Below are 18,375 nucleotides of genomic sequence, written 5' to 3'. Positions count from 1 at the left end.
CCTCCTTTAGCGAAAATCATCTGTACATAGCTTCACCTTGAGAGGATGGTTCATGCATCAAATCATGAATATGAAAAAACAAAAAAGCCTGTCGAACGGTTCGACAGGCGCTTATTCAATCATGTGTGTAACGCGTTACATATTTATCCTTTATCGATAAAGACCAAATCATATTGAGAGGAAGTCTCTCGATCGATCATCAAGTTCCCTTCTTGAATAAAATAAGGACATATACTCGGACTTTGTGATTCTTCAAACTGCTCATACAACTGCTCAATCTTTCCAGGGAGCAGCAATAGCAAAAATTTATTAGAATGAGACACGAATTCATAAGAGTGAATTGTATCCGGCGGTATATAGGCAAAGTCACCCGGCATCAGGCATATATCCTCACCGTTCAATTGAAGATTCATTTTTCCCTCAACACAATAGAGTGCTTCTGTATGTACTTGATGATAATGCGGAGGAAAATACTTTCCCTTCGTGCCTTCAATCACAAAATGACTGAACCCGCCTCCAGTTGTTTCTGTTGTTGCGATCAGCTCATGGAGCTGACCATCCACAATATATTGCTTCCCTTCACCAGCCTCTAATACATAGGGCTGCACCGCCTGAGGAAGCTGACTATGAAATAAAACGGAGGGCTTTGTTGTATTTGACAGCTGCCGGATACCATGCATCAAAATGAGATCGCTTTCTTTTTCAGCTTGTTCAAAGCTGGCTGCATCGAAAGCATGATCAGTCATCGGCCATTCGTTCAGCTGAAGCTTTTTCCCGATTTGCTGATAGACATCTGTCATTTGTCCGCCCAACGTATATGAAATAAATCTTGTTTTGTGACTATGCATTCTGTAGCCATGGATCGTTTTGGGCGGAATATGAATATAATCGAAGGCTGTGACCATATATTTTTTACCATCCAAAATCACTTCAAGCTTTCCTTCCAGCACAAAAATGGTTTCAAATAAGTGCTCATGACAGTGAAGTGGAAAATAAGCTCCTTTCCCACCTGTGATTAAGACAAGCTCAAACAGCTGATTCGTTCGAGTTGCTTCTGCCAGCACATGAACAAGCTGATTTTCCAGCCCATACAGCTTCCCTGAACCAGACAAGGTATAAAAAGAGGTACCTTCGGATTGCTTGATCGATTGCGGTTGCTCCGACATCCCATCACTCCTCATGACGAATTGACTATCTTTATTATATAGACCAATTGATATAATAGATAGACAATATGCGAGAGATTTTACTCTTCTCGCATAAATAAGTGTCTAAGGTAACATTTCACATGTTCTAACGGGGTCGTTTGTTTGAGTGCTGTGGTCATCGATAGACCCCCAATCACCATTGAATGAAGGAGGGAAGCCAGCTCATCCGCTTTGTTTTCTTCATAACCACTGTTCATGAGCTTTTCTTTCACAAGCTTTTGCCAGCGGATCATTTCTTGTTTACATGCAGTATGAAGCTGCGTATGTTCTGGCTTGGATTCTGCCGCCAGCAAGACAATCGGAATCCCTCTTTCATTTTCCTGCTCCGTAAATCCCCGGATGATGTTTGTCATAAAACGGTCGATGGCGATATAAGGATCGTCCGAATAGGCAAAGCTTTCTTCAATTTGATTGATGACCTTTTGACTAATATATTCAACGGCTGCTATGGCTAGCTCTTCTTTTCCGTTTGGAAAATAATAATAAAGAGATCCTTTAGGCGTGCCGCTCTCTCTAATGATTTGATTCAATCCTGTCGCATGATACCCCTGTTTGCGTAAAAGAAGTGCGGCCGTTTGAATAATTCTATCCTTCGTACTCACGTGTGACACTCCTTTCCCTCCATAGACAAATGTCGTTTCAACGTATGAGTTGATTTGTTCCTCTCCAAATCGAGGATGACTCTATTTCTACTGCAAGCCGAAGCAGCCAATCCTCTTTCCCCTTAGGTGCTGTAACCTGGACACCTAAAGGCATGCCCCCCTCAGTGAGATGAACAGGAACGCTCATAGAAGGCTGACCCGTTAAGTTGGCAAGCTGTGTAAATGGTGTGTAGGTCAGACTTTTTAAGAACATGTCATAAATGAGATCCTGCTGCGCTTGCATTGAGAGAGATGACACACGTAAAAGTTCAGTGATTTCTTCCTTCGAATGCATCAACTCACCAACCTTAGGAGCTGAATAGGCTGTCGCTGGTGTCACAAAGAGATCATAAGTTTGATGAAATGACGCCATTTGTGCAGCCGCCATATCCCATGCATCAAGACTTTCTGTGTAAGCAGCAGCGGTTACGTTCTTGCCAGCCTCCGCCAACACCCATGCCACGATGTCTGTTTCCTCCGGATTGACTGGACGTCCTAATGAACGAGCCAAGGACGTGAATAATGCAGACATTTCTCCGCTGTTCATGACGTAGTATTGCTGCATCAGATGAACCCCATCGATTGCCGGCCCTGCTTCTTCTACTTGGTGCCCTTGATCACTTAGCCATTTCACTGTTTGCTGCACTGCCTGCTTCGCTTCCTCACTGACCTTCGTACCAACTGGAGATTGTACACTGTAAGCAATTCGCATAGAAGATGTACGTTTCACTAGATCTTCTTGATAGCTGCCGTCGTATAATGGCGTTTGGAAAGCCGCTTCAGGCTGAATGACTTGAAGCAGATCAAGAAGGGCTGCACTGTCCCTCACTGTTTTTGTGAGTGTAAAGTCAATGGATGCCCCTTGCCACTGCCTTCCTGCGCCTGGTCCTACCGGCGTTCTTCCTCTTGTTGGCTTGAGACCAAACAAACCTGTAAAGGATGCTGGAATCCGAATCGACCCTCCACCATCACTTGCTCCACCAGCAGGCACGATGCCGCTTGCAACAGCTGCTGCCGTCCCGCCGCTTGAACCGCCAGGGGAATAATCAGGATGCCAAGGGTTCCTCGTTGGACCATGTAAAGCAGGTTCTGTTACATTTCTTAATCCGAATTCTGGTGTGTTTGTATGACCTATCATGAGAAATCCAGCCTGCTTCAATCGCTGGACAAAGTGGGAGTCCGTTTTTGCCTTTACATCCTTTAACAATGCAGCACCTGCTGTCAGCGGTTCATTTTCCAGCCCTTGCGATATATTTTTCAGTACAAATGGAACGCCTGCAAACGGCTGATTCGTATGTAATGTCTTGATTTCTTTTAATACTTGATCTTGTCTTGTCTGAATCAACGCATTTAGTTCAGGATTGACCTCATTCAATCTAGCAAATGCAGCCTGTACAAGCTCGTCTGGCGTTACCTGCTTATTCTGTACAAGTGCTGCCAAGCCTGTCGCATCATACGTCATATACTCTTTTACGTTCATCAGCATATCCTACTTTCTCTTATTATGATCTCTCTATTGTCTACTAGATTTGTATGAATTTCAATTTCAGGTTACTTGTAAAAAAACTTTCTGACAAACAATATGATTCTTCTAACCATCCCTCTCATTTCTCCGATATAATAGAGAAAAAAAAGACGGAGGTCATCGTATGCAAGGGGCTATCGCCTTGAAAAAGAAAATCGTCGTAGTCATCGCGTTTCTTCTCGCGCTGTCAACTGCCTTGCCTTACCATTCGCAGGCAGCTGCACCGCCAAAAGAAACAGATGTCATCATCGTCTATAAAAACCAAAAAGGAAAGCAAACAGCGATTGAAGAAAGTGAAAAAGTGAACGAACAGTACATACATCTTCCCGCTGTCGCTGTGACAGCAGATGAACAAGCGGTCACGTCACTCAAAAAAGACCCCAACATCGCGTATGTTTCAAAAAACATAAAGGTCAAACTCGCTTCTTCTACGATGAAAAAAACCGCTGCCTCTACGAATCAGGATGCATTGGTTCAAAAATCTTACAACCTGCAAAAGCTGAATGTAAAGCAAGCGATAAAAGAAGGCGTCACGGGGAAAAATGTGAAAGTCGCCATTTTAGATACTGGTATTTCTCCACATGAGGATTTAAAGATATCCGGCGGTAAATCATTCGTGAACTACACTTCCTCCTATAAAGATGATGAAGGACACGGCACACATGTCGCAGGAACGATTGGTGCTCTCAATAACGATTACGGCACAGTCGGCGTCGCTTCTGGCGCGAAGCTGTATGCAGTGAAAGTGTTAGATAAAAAGGGAGAAGGCGACTTGTACAGCCTGCTTCGAGGAATCGATTGGGCCATTAGCAACAAGATGGATATTATGAATTTAAGTTTAGGTTTTGAAGACAATATCCCTATTTTGCGCTCAGCAGTGGATGAAGCATATAAAAAAGGTCTGCTTGTGGTCGCTGCAAGCGGGAATGATGGGAAGAAGAATAATATTAGCTACCCTGCCGCTTACGATAGTGTCATTGCCGTTTCTGCAACGACGGACAAAGACAAACTTGCGTCTATCTCAAATACAGGGAAAGGCATTGAATTTTCTGCCCCTGGCCAGAACGTCATCAGCACTTATTTAAAAAACGAATATTGGTATGCAACAGGTACATCACAAGCCACGCCGCATGTCACAGGCATGCTGGCACTGTTGAAACAGCTTCATCCGAAGAAAACAAATGTACAGCTTCGCACCTTATTGCGCAGCTATACAGTGGATCTTGGCACAAAAGGAAAAGATCCACAATTCGGGTATGGCCGCGTGCAATATATACCGCAGTCCACCTTTGTAAAAGCTGCGACCAGCGCTGTTAAAACAGCCGAAACTTCTAAAAAGCAGGCAGATGTCAATCAAGCCAAAACAAGAATTGGCCGACTCACTGCAAGTAAACAAAAAACAGCACTCACTGAACGGGTGAAAAAGGTACAAGGAACCATTGATATCCGATTGGCACGTGCTAAGGTTCAAACAGCCGAAAAAAGCAAAACACAAGGCGCCATTAAAAGCGCTCAAACGGCCATCAAAAAGCTAAACAAAGGCAAAGAAAAAACAAGCCTGCAAAACCGGCTCGACAAAGTCAAAAAACAGGTTGCCTATCAAAAGAAAGTGACAGACGCCAAACAAAAGGTGAAAAAAGCTGAATCCAAACGAACGAAGAAAACAAAAGCAGCAGCGCAAACCGCTGTCAAACAGCTAAAAGCTTCTAAAACGAAAACCAGCTTACAAAAACGATTAAACCGTATCAAGGTTTAACAGAAAAAACGATTCCTCGCTGAAAGGAATCGTTTTTTTCTATTTTAACAGCGGCGAAAATAAGCTATGATGATATTTTCCTTCAGTATCTGCCCTCACTTGATCAAGTATGCTTTCTAACGAAGCCATCACACCCTCTAATGCACGGCGCACTGAACCTTGTTCAAAATCCGCTAAACTCTCTGGCAACTCATCTTCATCCAATACAAAAAAATCACCATTCGGTAGAACGAGAAGATCAACAATGAGGTCTTCAAACATGACCAGCTGACCGTTGAACCATGTATTCCCCACAATATTAAAATAAGAACCTAGTTCCTTCCCTTGATCATCTCTCCAGAAATACATATTGTAAGGACGATCCTTCCAATAGTAGGCGGTCGTATAGCTCCCTTTTGGAATCGTCAGCGTATCATCGCCTGCACTCATCGAAAACGTCTCTTCAATCTTGTGAAAAAGCACCATTTTCTGTCCCTGTGCATCTAACAGTTGACACGTATGTTCCACAACCTTCTGATCGTATTTGATTTTTCTCTCGATTACTTCATCCCACCGATCCGCATGTAGCGAAAACAACATGTCACAACTCCCTCTTGCATCTAGTTTCTCTCTTTCCAGTATACACCGTTTTTTTATGAAAAAATAAAGGGTTGCTGCATTCACATATGGAAGACCTATGATGAGGTGAAATAAATGAACGGAATCACGATTCTTGAAAACCTTACACAGCTTGGACAAATCATCCTCATTTTTTGCGGCTATGCCCTTTATTGGTGGCTGGTGAAAACGAAGAGAGAACGAAAGCTTTCTCCTTATGAGCGCATGTTAAAATTCTTTGTTATGTTCGGTTTAATCTCGTGGGGAGTATCCTATTGGGCGCTTATACTGTGGGCGTAAATTGAAAAAGGAAGAGCTATCCATAGAGGACGTGCTCTTCCTTTTATTACGCGTGATGTGATGAACCTGCCGGCTGTTCTTTCTGGATGACATATTGATAGCTCTTGACATGCGTCCCATTTTGATTCACAAATTCTTTATCTAGTGCACGCTCAAAGCCCATTCTTTCATAAAGACGAATGGCAGCCTGCATTTTATCAGATGTATGAAGGTACAGAACATTTTCACCCCATGATTGCGTGAGTTCAATACTTTTACGTAACAATGACTCTGCAATTCCTTTTCCCCTGACATCGGGATCTACTCCTAAAAACCGGACGATGGCTGATGTAATGCCCATTTCGGGTTTGTCATACGCTTGCTCTGATGACCGAAACATTTGAAGCGTCCCCACGACCTTGCCTTCAAGCTCCGCCACAAGCATCAGCTCCATGTTTGGATTATCTACAGCTGCTGCAAGCGCAGCAGAATAATTTTGCCAGCCTTCCTCCGTAAATTGAGGCTCATACTGTGAATAGGATTTGATTAGTACATGTCTGATCGCTTCATGATCTTCTTTGACTGCTTGACGAATGATCAGCTCTTGCTGCTCCATGTCAGCACCTCCTGTTGTTTAATGCTAGATATACGTATCTTGCAAATACTGCATGTCGTTGACCTTGTCCTTTTCTCTACTCATTCAATGTAAAGAGTCTCATTCGAAAGATCAATCATTTTGCACGCAATCCTCTTTGAAAATTTCCATTGAAAAAGAACGCTTGATTCATTATGCTGTTTTGAGGAAGTATACGAGGAGTGTAATGATCATATGAGTTCTTTATCTTATCCCCAAGAATCGAAAAAAAACCGATTTCTCCTTGCCGCATTGCTTGGTTCTTTAACCGCCCTTGCACCGCTTGCAATGGATATGTATTTACCTGCATTGCCTCATATTGCGCGAGATTTTGAAGCAAGCACTGCTTTGTCCCAATTAAGTCTGATGGCTTGTCTTATTGGACTGGCACTTGGACAACTGATTGCAGGGCCTATTAGTGATACGATCGGTAGAAGAAAACCGCTGATGATCGGCTTAATCATTTTTATCGCCGCCTCTCTTTTATGCACGGTGGTCTCGTCGATTTGGATGTTCATCCTCTTAAGATTGATTCAAGGACTCGCTGGTTCAGCAGGCATTGTCATTGCACGAGCCATTGTGCGAGATCATTATGAAGGCTCAGAAATGACGAAATTCTTTGCACTGCTCATGTTGGTCAACGGGGTTGCTCCGGCAGCGGCACCTATTGTGGGCGGACAGATGTTACGCTTTACCACATGGCAGGGTGTATTTGTTCTATTAGGAATTCTCGGGGCTTTGATGCTGCTGAGATCTATTTTTTCACTTCAGGAAAGTTTACCTGCGGAGCGCAGACAAACAGGAGGCTTTCAACAGATTGTTGGCGCCATGAAAATTTTAGCGAGTGATCGTCTCTTTGTAGGATATGCCCTCTCGCAAGGTCTTGTATTCGCAGCGATGTTTGCTTATATTTCTGGCTCACCGTTTGTGCTTCAGGAGCTTTTTCACCTTTCTCCACAAGGATTCAGTGCTGCCTTTGCGGTGAATAGTCTTGGGATCATCACAGCTGGACAAGTATTTGCCCGTGTCGCTGCGAGAATCGGCGAAGAGAAGGTTCTTCGCATTGGATTGCTGACAGCTGCCTTAGGCGGCGTCACCTTATTTTTGATGATCTCCATTGATGCAGGATTGTATGGTATTCTCATTCCGCTCTTTTTTGTGGTATCAAGCGTTGGAATTGTCGGCACCTCTGCCCCGTCTCTTGCGATGCAGCATCACGGCGCACATGCAGGAAGTGCAGCCGCACTCATCGGTGTGGCACAAATGCTGCTAGGCGCCTGCATGACGCCTCTTGTCGGACTAGCCGGAAGCCAAACAGCCTTTCCAATGGGCCTGATCATTATGCTTTGTGAACTAGGTGCACTTTGCTGTTATTTCTTCTTTGTGGTTCGAGCGAAAAAAAGACCCGCATAAGCGGGTCTCAGATTGTTGACAAAGGGCTAAAATGATGTTTATTTTAGCCCTTTGTCTTCTTTTCAGCGTGATAGAAAACCTTTGCAGTCTAGGAAGGACGAGCACCGGAACGGAGCGAATTTGACATTCGTGAGTACCGACGCGCAGGACTGACACCGAATGCGAGGGTTTGTCTACACGCTAAGACCCGCATAAGCGGGTCTTTCATTTATGGCTTGCTCCAATTGATGGTGCGGAACACATTGTTCTGGTCATTGTTGTCATATGCATCTAGGTCAAAGCCTGATAGTCCTAAACCAATTGCCATGACAATTCCTCCGGCAACGGTGAAGATGATCCCCCATTTGATGCATTGTTTTTTTAAATCATTCACGTTCATACTCTCACAACCTTCTTTTTAAACATTCCCATGAATGCCTTAGTGGTTTGAAAAGTCATTTGAACAAATAGCTTTGTCAAATACACCGTAGCCATGCCGCATAATAATCCGACACCTAATAGAAAAATACCAACGCCAATCTGCGTCACCACCACATGCAAACCGTCCTGAAAGATAAACGGAGAACCAATGATGCTCCAAAAACCGCCGAGCAGACCAACTAGCGTCATTGTACCTGTCACGAGTGGAATGCACCAAATTACCATATACATAGAAAGAATTAGCAGGAAAACTGTGGCTAGAATACTACCCCATAATGGAAAACCTAAAATGAGGATGGAAAGCCTTGTAGCTTTTTCTCCAAACGTCGGCACCTGAACGGTTTTAATTCCTTGTTCCTTCAAAATTCCTTCAGCGATGATGGCAGGCTGCCCGACTTGATCGACCGCTTCCTGTTCACTGTAGCCATCTTCCTGATAATCCTCGATCATTTCATCGTAATACTCGATGAACCGATCACTTTCTTTTTCGCCTAGACGATGCAGGTGCTTCTCTAGGCTAGCTAAAAATTCTTTTTTATTCATTGCCCTGTCCTCCAGAAATAAAGTCGTAAATCGCCATCACTTGATCCCATTCCGCTAAAAACTGCCCCATATGCTCACGGCCGCTTTGTGTCATCCGGTAGTATTTTCTTAATCGACTATTATGTTCCTGGGAATAGGTCTCCACATAATTGTTTTGCTCTAACCGCTTTAATATCGGATATAATGTCGATTCTGAAATCTCAATACAATGGGACATATCTTTAATCATTTGATAACCATAGGAATCGCCTTTCTTTAATACCGCCAGTACACAGAATTCAAGTAAACCCTTTTTTAATTGTGCATTCATAATTACAACTCCTAACCATTTATACTATACATTACATAGTATCATGTGACAAGAGGTATAAAGCATAAAATAAAAAAAGACCCTTTTGGGGTCTTTCCGTTTTTATATATTCACAAATCCTTCTCCGAACACATCACGCACGTCATGGACAACAACGAATGCGTCTCGGTCAATTTTCTTAATGATTTTCTTTAGACGCATAAGCTCCTGTTTTTGAATGACTGCATAAAGAATTTCCTTTGATTCCTTTGAATAATGACCGCGGCCGTTTAAAATCGTCACGCCTCGATCCAAGGTGTGATTGATTTCTTCGGCAATATCATCTTTGCATGAAGAAATGATCGTCACTGCCTTTTTCGTGTTAAGTCCTTCTATCACGAAGTCCATCACCTTTGTTGCCACGTACAGCATCACAATCGTGAACATTAATTTTTCCGCACCAATAATAAAGTAGGAAGCAAATACGACGATCAGATCAAAGAACAAGATGGCGTAGCTCACGTTCCAGTCTAAATACTTGTTGGCAATTCTTCCGAGTATGGCAGAACCCGCCGTAGTACCGCCTGCTCTTAGCACAAGACCAATCCCAATCCCGATAATGATTCCTGCGAAAATGGCGCCAATGATCAATTCGTGAACATTCACGACCCATGTTGTGGTCAGGTGTAAGAATAGGGAGTTACTTGCGACGGCAACCACAGTATAAATCGTCGTCTTCTTGTCTAAATATTTATACCCCACAAGCAGCAGGATGGCATTAAACACTAGGTTCGTCAGCCATGGTGCAATTTCAAACAAATAATAGAAAATAATGGACAGCCCCGTTACACCGCCTTCACCAAATTCAAGCGGAATGACAAACATGTTCACTGCGGCGGCAAATAAAAACGAACCAATTAGAATCATTGCGATATCTTTTACACATTTTTTCAATTTCTTCTTTCCTCCTTTTTTAAGCATATAAAAAACCCTCTTTCTGCACGAAAGAAGACAGTCGTTGAACAAAATAAAAATCAAAAGACAGCGCCTTTTGATGAAGCTTTCTGATATGAACCTTTTCATAATATATATCTCTTTTTAGAGGCTGTCAATGACTTGGTTTTCTATTATTTTGACTGCATGTTTATGCATGGAAACCCGCATGTTTTCAGGGTTTTTCAGCCATCACATGCTTTTCCCTCTCCTTGACAAAAACACTTTAGTCATTTAAACTACTGCCTCATATCATATCCATCATTTCCGACTAAAAAGGAGGGTGTTCCATTCGATGAATCCTATTCAAAGCCGCTTACAGGCTCACGCACCTTTAATTTTAGACGGTGCACTTGCAACAGAGCTTGAACGAAAGGGCTGTAATTTAAACGACAGTTTATGGTCCGCCAAAATACTAATTGAACAGCCAGAATTGATTCAGCAAGTACATTTGGATTACTTCCAAGCCGGAGCTGACTGTGCCACAACAGCGAGCTACCAAACGACGATTGATGGCTTCGCTGAAAAAGGCTATTCAAAAGAAGAAGCCATTGACCTAATGAAACGATCTGTCACTTTAGCAAAAGAGGCACGGGACCTTTTTTGGCAGGATGAAGCCAGTCGTAAAGGACGGACAAAACCATTTGTTGCAGGATCTGTGGGGCCATTCGGCGCTTATTTATCTGATGGTTCAGAATATAAAGGAAATTACGGACTCACAGAGCAGGCACTCATTGATTTTCATAGACCAAGGATTCAGGCATTAGTAGAAGCTGGTGCAGATATTCTTGCATGTGAAACGATCCCTTGTCTCATTGAAGCAACGGCCATTGCAAAGCTGCTGAAAGATGAATTCAGTGATGTATCTGCTTGGATTACATTCAGTGCGAGGGACGACCTTCATATTAGTGAAGGTGATTTGCTCAGAGAATGTGTACAAGCACTGGAACCTTATGAACAGATCGCTGCTGTTGGTGTAAACTGTACGCCGCCGCAATTTATCTCTTCTCTCATTCAAGAGATGAAAAAGGGGACAAGCAAGCCGATTGTCGTGTATCCAAACTCAGGGGAGTTATATGATCCCGAAGAAAAGGTATGGAGCGGAGATACGCCTCAGCATACATTTGGTGAATGTGCGCATCAATGGTATCAAGACGGCGCGCATATCATCGGCGGCTGCTGCCGGACGACCCCAGAAGATATCACGGACATCTTAAGACTTACCACATCATAGCAGCATGAATCATCACACATACTTCTAAGCAAAAGGGCGGGAAGACATGGAACAAGCAAAAGATCAATCACAACAATATCAACGAAAAATGACGAGCCGCCACCTGTTCATGCTTTCTCTAGGCGGGGTCATTGGAACAGGGCTCTTTTTAAGCTCTGGGTATACCATCAATCAAGCAGGACCCGCGGGAACGATCCTTGCCTATCTTGTCGGGGCATTAATTGTGTACCTCGTGATGCTCTGTTTAGGCGAGCTGTCTGTCGCAATGCCGGTTACAGGGGCCTTTCATACGTATGCAACAAAATACATTGGACCTGGCACAGGCTACACAGTTGCTTGGCTGTACTGGCTGACATGGACAGTGGCACTCGGATCGGAATTTACAGCGGCAGGGCTTTTAATGCAGCGCTGGTTCCCAGACACATCAGTTTGGATGTGGAGCGGCGTCTTTGCTCTTCTCATCTTTTTACTCAATGCTTTTACAGTTAAGTTTTTTGCAGAATCAGAGTTTTGGTTTTCCAGCATTAAAGTAATGGCTATTATTCTCTTTATTATCCTTGGCGGAGCTGCGATGTTTGGCTTGATTCCATTAAAGGGCGGTGAGGCCGCTCCGTTCCTTTCTAACTTCACCGGGGAAGGCGGTCTTTTCCCAAACGGCTTTTTACCGATTTTAATGACGATGCTGGCCGTCAATTTCGCTTTTTCAGGTACGGAGTTAATTGGGATAGCTGCGGGTGAAAGTGTCAATCCTGACGAAACCATTCCAAGAGCGATTCGCACTACCGTACTGCGGCTTGTCTTGTTTTTCGTTGGAACGATCGTGGTCTTAGCCGGCTTGATCCCAGTGGAAGAAGCCGGGGTGATCAAAAGTCCATTTGTTGTGGTGTTTGATCGCATCGGGATTCCATATGCCGCAGATTTCATGAATTTTGTCATTTTGACAGCGATCTTATCTGCCGCAAACTCTGGACTATACGCATCATCCCGTATGCTCTGGTCACTTTCTGAGGAACGGACACTGCCTAAGAAACTGGCGAAGCTGACATCAAAAGGAATCCCTTTGAATGCACTGATTTTAAGTATGATCGGCGGGATTCTTTCTTTGTTATCAAGTGTCATCGCACCAGAAACGGTTTACCTTGTCCTTGTTTCGATCTCAGGACTGGCCGTTGTGATCGTGTGGATGGGGATTGCTGCCTCACAATTTATGTTTCGGAAACGTTTTTTACAGGAAGGCGGACAGCTCCATGATCTTACCTTTCGAACCCCTTTCTACCCAGTGGTTCCGATTGCTGCCTTCTTCCTGTGTCTTGCCTCTGTGATCGGCATTGCCTTTGATCCAAATCAGCGGATTGCCCTTATCTGCGGCATTCCCTTCATCGCGCTCTGCTATGCTGCCTATTATGTGACAGCTTGGATACAGAAAAAACGTGAAGAACCTGGTGTATAACGCCAGGTTTTTTCTATGATAATAGTCTTACAAAAAAGGATATCACTAGTAAAAGAAGCACACTTTGGTATATGATAGGAATCTATGATTTTCAGGATGAACCAAGGGAGTTGTCACTAATATGAAAATGACCATTACAAGAGCATTAAGTGAACTGAAAATGTTAGATAAGAGAATCAACCGAACCGTTGATGAAGCCGTACTTGGTGGATTGATGATCGGGAAACATATACAGCACGGGTTTCAACATCAAGAAGAAATCGAAAAGAAGGCGAAGGCTGATGACCAATCGATTCAAGCATTAATCAAACGCCGGAATGCTATTAAATCAGCCATCGTTGTGTCGAATGCGACGACAACGATTGATGTAGCGGGTGTCAGCATGACAGTGGCAGAAGCGATTGAACGGAAGACATCGATAGAATATGATATTCGTTATTTACGGAAATTGAAAAAGGTATACACAGAGCTAGTAGACAAAGCAGAACAGACCAATGAAGAGGTAAAGAAGAGGCTCGACCAGCATTTAGAAACCTTGTTTGGGAAAGACGGAAAAACACAAGCGGCTGCCAACCAAGAGATCGTCAAGTCGTTCCTCGCTGAAAATGAGGCGACAATCATCGATCCGCTTCATCTTCGAGTGAAGATTGAAAAGCTTTCGACCGACATTGAGGATTTTCAAATGGAAGTTGATTTTTCCTTGTCAGAGAGCAATACACTAACGAAAATACAGATCGATTAATCAATTTTGTTAGTGAGCCGAAAATCGATAGAACTAAACACCTCCGAGGGAAAGGTCATTCCCTCCTCATCTGATCATCTCTGGATGATCCTTGATAAAAGCTCAAAGCTGAAGGTTCAAGGATCAACGTTCAAGTGTGAAAGTTCTTATCCATCAAAGCTCAGAATTAAAAGTTAAACGCTCGATCGAATCTGGGAGTCACGGCTCATGAGTGTTTGTTTATCGACTCTTTCGGTTGCCGCCCAGCAGGTTTGCTAACAAAAAGAAAAGGATGTCACATGATGACATCCTTTTTTCTATGAAAAAAACGACAAGGCTTCAGCCAGGTCGTCTCCCCCAGCAGATTAGTTACGTACTGTATATGCCAAATGGTACACACTTGTGACATTTGAAGATAGCTTGATGTCTTTTGAAGTGAACGTCACTGGAACGATATCGTAGTAATGTGTAGACCAGCCTGCATTATTGTATGTTTGGTAGCCTGCACCTGCAGGAACTTGAAACGTCAGTGAAAATTGTCCATTCTCGTCTGTTGTGCCTGTCGCTGTTTGAGCATATGATTTAATTGCTGCTTCAAAATAAAGCTGGATCGGCTGATTAGGCATAAGATTTCCACTTGTATCTTTTAGTGTTCCTTTAAACGTAGCTGGATAATAAGAACCCACGCGATATTTACTGCCATAGCCGTAATTCACTAATCCACTATCGGCTGCTGTAACACTTGTTACTTGTACGGATGCTGGTACTGCTCCTGTTTCCTCAGCATGTGCAAATGTTGGGAATACGAGAAGCAATGATAGAAAGAAAGCAAACATGATTTTTTTCATCGATAAATCCTCCTTTTTTTTCCTACTATATTACTATCGACATTAATTGGTATTTTTCCAGTAACAAACAAAAAAACTTCCCTTTTTTTAGAAAGGGAAGCTCTCCTCTTACTTTTTCACAACAACAACCTTCACCGCTTTGCTTTCTCTTTTTCTCACATCTGAAGCGGTCACATACAAGACTGTTTTGGCTTTTTGCGGTTTTATTTGGGCAGTAAATGCGCCCTTGTTATTTGTTTTTACCGTTTTGATGACTTTTTTTGATTTGTTTTTTACTTTAATGGTCAATCCTGCGCCCGCAGTCCCTTTGATCGTTTTACTTTTGACCGTTACTTTGCCCACTTTCGGCTTAGCTGGTGCTTTGCCTTTTTTGACGACTGTTTTGAGCGTCGTTGCGGCCTTTCCCTTTGAAATCTTAATGTGGAGGACTTTGTTTTTGTTCTGATGCTTGATCTTCACGCTAAAGGTTCCATTTTTGCCCGCTGTGCCTTTTCCAATCAGAGTTTTGCCTCTATACACAGAAATAGCAGCGCCAGCCTTTGCCTTACCTGTCACCTTTTGATGCTGATCCTCCACTTTGCTGACAGATGCATTTAGTTCGACAGCACTTAAAGCAGCAAATGCATTCAGTCTACCATGTCCTGTCATCCAATCGATCCCTGGAATTTTTGGATCGACAATAGGCTCTTCATTTTCATCATAGAAAACGTCATCTGTTCCATCAACAGATGTAAAAGAGATATTATCGGCTGTGCTTTGCAAGATATTCCTTACTTGATTCGGCTTCAAGGTTGGATTTTTAGAAAGCAGTAATCCTGCTGCTGCTGCCACATATGGTGTCGCCATTGATGTCCCGCTCAGATATGAGACATTCCCATCTGGCATTAAGCTTGGAATATCAGATCCTGGTGCAGACATGCTCAGTCCTTTACCATAGCTTGAGAATTCAGCGGCAATATCCATACGGTTGCTTGCACCAATAGCCATTGCGTACTTTGATGTCGCAGGATAGCCCATTTCTGGAACGCCATCATTTCCACTCGCCACGACCACTAGTACATTTCTTTGAGCTGCGTAGTTCATTGCATATTCAATCACGCGGCTGTAGTAGCCGCCAAGGCTCATGTTGATGACCTTTGCACCTTTATCCACTGCATGCTTGATTCCAAGTGCAATATGCTCTGTATCTCCAAAACCATAGGCATCCAGCACCTTCACCGGAATGATGCCCGTATGTTGGTTGAGACCTGCCATCGAGTAATGATTATCGGCCTTTGCAGCAATGATGCCCGCCACATGCGTACCGTGTCCATTGTCATCAATGGCATCTTTGTTTCGTCCAATGAGATTCGCACCTAAGTCCGTACGAACAGTCCCGCTCAGATCCGTTAAACGACTGTCTACACCTGTATCCACAACAGCAATCAATGTTTGCTTCATTTTGCTTGTGCCAATCAGTGTGTTCATTTGTTCAAACTTCACATCAGCGCCTTTTTTCCCGCTGTTTTGCGCACTGTTTTTCAGGGGCCACTGGTATCCATATTGCACATCATTGCTCAGTGCACGATACGTTTGAACAGGCTCTGCGAATTCAACATTCGGCATGCTGGACAGCTTTCTCGCAGTGCTTTTAATCACAGCTTTGCCTGCTTTTAAAGTCTTTCCAGCTGATTCTTGCCCTGCTGGCACATCATAGACATACATTCCTTTAAACAAAGGACTTACTGACTGCGATGTCACACGGTTTCCTTGGATTCCATAGCTTTTCATCTTCTTTTTCGCAGATTGAAGCGTTTGCCCATCCTTTAGTTTAAAAATGATTTTATTCGTCTTCACTTTCTCTTCTTTTACAAGCTTTTGCTTTTCTAATACATAACCGATCGACTTTCCTTCAAGCTGATCGATGCCAATCTGTTGACTCACTGCTTCTAATTCCTTTTTTAAATAGGCAGGACTTGCTCCTTTGAGCATATCAAAAAGGGAACGGATCGCCTGTTGTTCTTTCTCTGTCACAATATGACCGCTATATGCACCATTTTTCTCTACGTCATTTAGCAGTGACTTTAATGTCAGCAAATGATTGTATACCTTTTGCTGCTCATTTTTTTGTTTGATGAGCTTTGATTTGAGAAATGGCTTTGTTTTTTGGAGCACACGGCTCAGCTTCTGACCATTTGGTGTTTCATTAAAACGTTTATCTTCAATTGTACGAATCGACTGAAGAATTTCGCGCCCGTACTTTTTCTCTATAATAATGATGTCAGGCTCATCGTCTTCAGGGAAAACGGGTTCAGAAGGCGGTAGGTTAGCTCCTTTATACCCGATTGTATATGCTGCATCCTCTTCCTCATCACGGCTGTCTTCCTCCGACCCTAAGTAGAGCACTTTAACATAATAAGGACCTGCCCATGCATGCGGGAAGTCGATCTCTGTCTCTCCACTTGCAGTGTCCACACGATATCTCGAATAAGTGTCATCCTTCATCGCTCTGTCTTTACTTGGATAGACCGATACAGATAACACTTGTTTACTTTTGACAGAAACTTTCATATGTGTATCTTTTGCCACCTCTTGTGCAGATGGCGTGATTTGGTACCATGACTCTTCCATTTCATTCTGTAATGTCCCTGAGATGACTTCACCATTTTTTAACCCAATGGCTTCATTGACATTTGTTCCTTTACTGGCAGCTGCTGCCTCGTATCCAGGTAATGCCGCCATACAGAGAATGATGGCCATGAGTACGATTACACAGGATTTGACCTGCTTTTTGAACATGAAAAGACCCCCTTATCTTTTGTAACACCTTGGAAGAATATCACAGAAATGAATTTAATAGAATCTGTTTATTACATAATTAAACTCGTTTTAAGCTAGGATTTGAGATAACAGACTGCAAGACGAATAGCTTCATAAACTTTTTGCCATTTCAAACGGAAAATGATGCTATTTAACCATGCCGAAAAGTACATTACAATCAACTTGTAAGCGCTTAACAAACAAGAGAGAAGGGATCAGCTTGTTCCAAAAAGATCATGTTTTCACACAAGTAAACGGACGATCAAAGAATGAGATTTTACAATACATTGCCGAGAAAGCTGAAGACCTTCAGATTACAAACGATCAGGCGGGGTTATTATCAGATTTGTTGACTCGCGAAGACGAAGTCTCAACAGGACTTCAGCAAGGCTTCGCTATTCCTCATACAAAAAGCTCCACTGTACAATCGGCTTCACTTCTTTTTTTAGAGCTAGCACAACCGATTGAATGGGGCAGCTTTGACGATTTGCCCACAAGCTATTTATTTACACTGCTCGTTCCATTAGAAGAAGCAAATGTCACACACCTGAAATTACTGTCAGGGATTGCGACAAGCCTCATGGAACCGGCTTTCATCGAAAAGATACAACCAGGTCAAGCCGCTGACTATTATTACGAAGTCATTGAACAACAATTGAAAGAGGGGATTACACAATGAAAATTGTCGGTGTCACTTCATGTCCAGCAGGGTTAGCTCATACACCAATGGCAGCAAAGGCGCTTGAGAATGCGGGTAAACAGCTCGGTCACGAGATTAAAATCGAGCAGCAAGGGATTATGGGACAGGTAAATGGCATTACAGCAGAGGAAGCAAAGCAGGCAGACCTCTGCATCATTGCCTCCAATCAGCATATCAACGATGCGGAACGTTTCTCAGGCATTCCCACAGTACGTGTCGAGATTGGACGCGCCTTAAAAAATGCCGAGCAAATCATCACAAAAGCTGTAGCACTTGTTGAAAAGAAAAAATCTGAATCTCAATAAACGTGAGCAATGCCATATAG

The 18,375-nt window shown here is 43.2% G+C and carries 19 protein-coding genes; 8 read left to right on the top strand and 11 right to left on the bottom strand.

The features are described from left to right. Nucleotides 1-143: 143 nt before the first annotated feature. From MHH68_RS01570 to MHH68_RS01560, 3 genes are all read right to left on the bottom strand, one after another. Nucleotides 144-1,166: a quercetin 2,3-dioxygenase gene (locus MHH68_RS01570; RefSeq protein WP_339164818.1), complete on the bottom strand. Its 1,023-nt coding sequence runs from the start codon at nt 1,164-1,166 to the stop codon at nt 144-146. Nucleotides 1,167-1,246: 80 nt separating this feature from the next. Next, nucleotides 1,247-1,810 carry a TetR/AcrR family transcriptional regulator gene (locus MHH68_RS01565; protein WP_058015214.1) on the bottom strand — a complete coding sequence of 188 codons (564 nt, stop codon included), beginning with the start codon at nt 1,808-1,810 and terminating at the stop codon, nt 1,247-1,249. 37 nt (nt 1,811-1,847) lie between these two features. Then, entirely contained in the window at nt 1,848-3,329 is a 1,482-nt protein-coding gene (locus tag MHH68_RS01560) for an amidase (protein WP_339164816.1), read from the bottom strand. Between the two features lie 187 nt (nt 3,330-3,516). Between MHH68_RS01560 and MHH68_RS01555 the strand changes: the two genes are divergently transcribed. Next, nucleotides 3,517-5,130, top strand: a complete 1,614-nt coding sequence (locus MHH68_RS01555; protein WP_339164814.1) for a S8 family serine peptidase — start codon at nt 3,517-3,519, stop codon at nt 5,128-5,130. A gap of 39 nt (nt 5,131-5,169) precedes the next feature. On the opposite strand, the gene MHH68_RS01550 is transcribed toward MHH68_RS01555, so the two are convergent. Further along, nucleotides 5,170-5,709 (bottom strand): DUF402 domain-containing protein, encoded by a 540-nt coding sequence (locus MHH68_RS01550; protein ID WP_339164812.1) that lies wholly within the window; start codon nt 5,707-5,709, stop codon nt 5,170-5,172. Nucleotides 5,710-5,823: 114 nt separating this feature from the next. Between MHH68_RS01550 and MHH68_RS01545 the strand changes: the two genes are divergently transcribed. Further along, on the top strand, nt 5,824-6,027 hold the full coding sequence (locus MHH68_RS01545; RefSeq protein WP_339164811.1) for a hypothetical protein: 204 nt from the start codon (nt 5,824-5,826) through the stop codon (nt 6,025-6,027). Between the two features lie 46 nt (nt 6,028-6,073). Here the strand turns inward: MHH68_RS01545 and MHH68_RS01540 are convergent, their stop codons facing one another. Then, nucleotides 6,074-6,622: a GNAT family N-acetyltransferase gene (locus MHH68_RS01540; RefSeq protein WP_058015210.1), complete on the bottom strand. Its 549-nt coding sequence runs from the start codon at nt 6,620-6,622 to the stop codon at nt 6,074-6,076. 213 nt (nt 6,623-6,835) lie between these two features. Between MHH68_RS01540 and MHH68_RS01535 the strand changes: the two genes are divergently transcribed. Then, a complete protein-coding gene (locus MHH68_RS01535; protein WP_058015209.1) occupies nt 6,836-8,053 on the top strand; it encodes a multidrug effflux MFS transporter in 1,218 nt (405 codons plus the stop codon). Nucleotides 8,054-8,261: 208 nt separating this feature from the next. Here the strand turns inward: MHH68_RS01535 and MHH68_RS01530 are convergent, their stop codons facing one another. The 4 genes from MHH68_RS01530 to MHH68_RS01515 form a co-directional block, all read right to left on the bottom strand. Continuing rightward, the gene (locus MHH68_RS01530; protein ID WP_167550604.1) at nt 8,262-8,432 is read right to left on the bottom strand and encodes a hypothetical protein; all 171 of its coding nucleotides are present in this window, start codon (nt 8,430-8,432) and stop codon (nt 8,262-8,264) included. Then, on the bottom strand, nt 8,429-9,016 hold the full coding sequence (locus MHH68_RS01525; RefSeq protein WP_058015208.1) for a DUF1700 domain-containing protein: 588 nt from the start codon (nt 9,014-9,016) through the stop codon (nt 8,429-8,431). The genes MHH68_RS01530 and MHH68_RS01525 overlap by 4 nt, the downstream gene beginning before the upstream one ends. Beyond that, the gene (locus MHH68_RS01520) at nt 9,009-9,326 is read right to left on the bottom strand and encodes a PadR family transcriptional regulator (protein WP_339164809.1); all 318 of its coding nucleotides are present in this window, start codon (nt 9,324-9,326) and stop codon (nt 9,009-9,011) included. Before MHH68_RS01520 ends, MHH68_RS01525 begins: the two co-directional genes overlap by 8 nt. Before the next feature lie 102 nt (nt 9,327-9,428). After that, on the bottom strand, nt 9,429-10,259 hold the full coding sequence (locus MHH68_RS01515) for a YitT family protein (protein ID WP_034320763.1): 831 nt from the start codon (nt 10,257-10,259) through the stop codon (nt 9,429-9,431). A gap of 334 nt (nt 10,260-10,593) precedes the next feature. On the opposite strand from MHH68_RS01515, the gene mmuM reads away from it, so the two are divergent. The 3 genes from mmuM to MHH68_RS01500 all read left to right on the top strand — a co-directional run bounded on the left by mmuM (nt 10,594) and on the right by MHH68_RS01500 (nt 13,724). Next, nucleotides 10,594-11,532: a homocysteine S-methyltransferase gene (gene mmuM, locus MHH68_RS01510; RefSeq protein WP_339164807.1), complete on the top strand. Its 939-nt coding sequence runs from the start codon at nt 10,594-10,596 to the stop codon at nt 11,530-11,532. Nucleotides 11,533-11,578: 46 nt separating this feature from the next. After that, on the top strand, nt 11,579-12,982 hold the full coding sequence (mmuP, locus tag MHH68_RS01505) for an S-methylmethionine permease (RefSeq protein WP_339164806.1): 1,404 nt from the start codon (nt 11,579-11,581) through the stop codon (nt 12,980-12,982). A gap of 121 nt (nt 12,983-13,103) precedes the next feature. Then, the gene (locus tag MHH68_RS01500; RefSeq protein WP_339164805.1) at nt 13,104-13,724 is read left to right on the top strand and encodes a hypothetical protein; all 621 of its coding nucleotides are present in this window, start codon (nt 13,104-13,106) and stop codon (nt 13,722-13,724) included. A gap of 344 nt (nt 13,725-14,068) precedes the next feature. Here the strand turns inward: MHH68_RS01500 and MHH68_RS01495 are convergent, their stop codons facing one another. Both MHH68_RS01495 and MHH68_RS01490 read right to left on the bottom strand, forming a co-directional pair. Next, nucleotides 14,069-14,551, bottom strand: coding sequence for a hypothetical protein (locus tag MHH68_RS01495; RefSeq protein ID WP_058015204.1), 483 nt, complete (start codon nt 14,549-14,551; stop codon nt 14,069-14,071). A 108-nt stretch (nt 14,552-14,659) separates the two neighbouring features. Then, nucleotides 14,660-17,329 carry a S8 family serine peptidase gene (locus tag MHH68_RS01490; protein ID WP_339164804.1) on the bottom strand — a complete coding sequence of 890 codons (2,670 nt, stop codon included), beginning with the start codon at nt 17,327-17,329 and terminating at the stop codon, nt 14,660-14,662. Between the two features lie 178 nt (nt 17,330-17,507). On the opposite strand from MHH68_RS01490, the gene MHH68_RS01485 reads away from it, so the two are divergent. Then, nucleotides 17,508-18,029, top strand: a complete 522-nt coding sequence (locus MHH68_RS01485; protein ID WP_339164802.1) for a PTS sugar transporter subunit IIA — start codon at nt 17,508-17,510, stop codon at nt 18,027-18,029. Continuing rightward, the gene (locus MHH68_RS01480; protein ID WP_007498438.1) at nt 18,026-18,355 is read left to right on the top strand and encodes a fructose PTS transporter subunit IIB; all 330 of its coding nucleotides are present in this window, start codon (nt 18,026-18,028) and stop codon (nt 18,353-18,355) included. The genes MHH68_RS01485 and MHH68_RS01480 overlap by 4 nt, the downstream gene beginning before the upstream one ends. Nucleotides 18,356-18,375: the final 20 nt, after the last annotated feature.

It is taken from the genome of Bacillus sp. FSL K6-2841 (assembly GCF_037976435.1).
Lineage (GTDB): Bacteria > Bacillota > Bacilli > Bacillales > Bacillaceae > Bacillus > Bacillus pumilus.
Note: the sequence above shows the minus strand (reverse complement) of the source record. Positions and strands in the feature narration are given on the sequence as shown.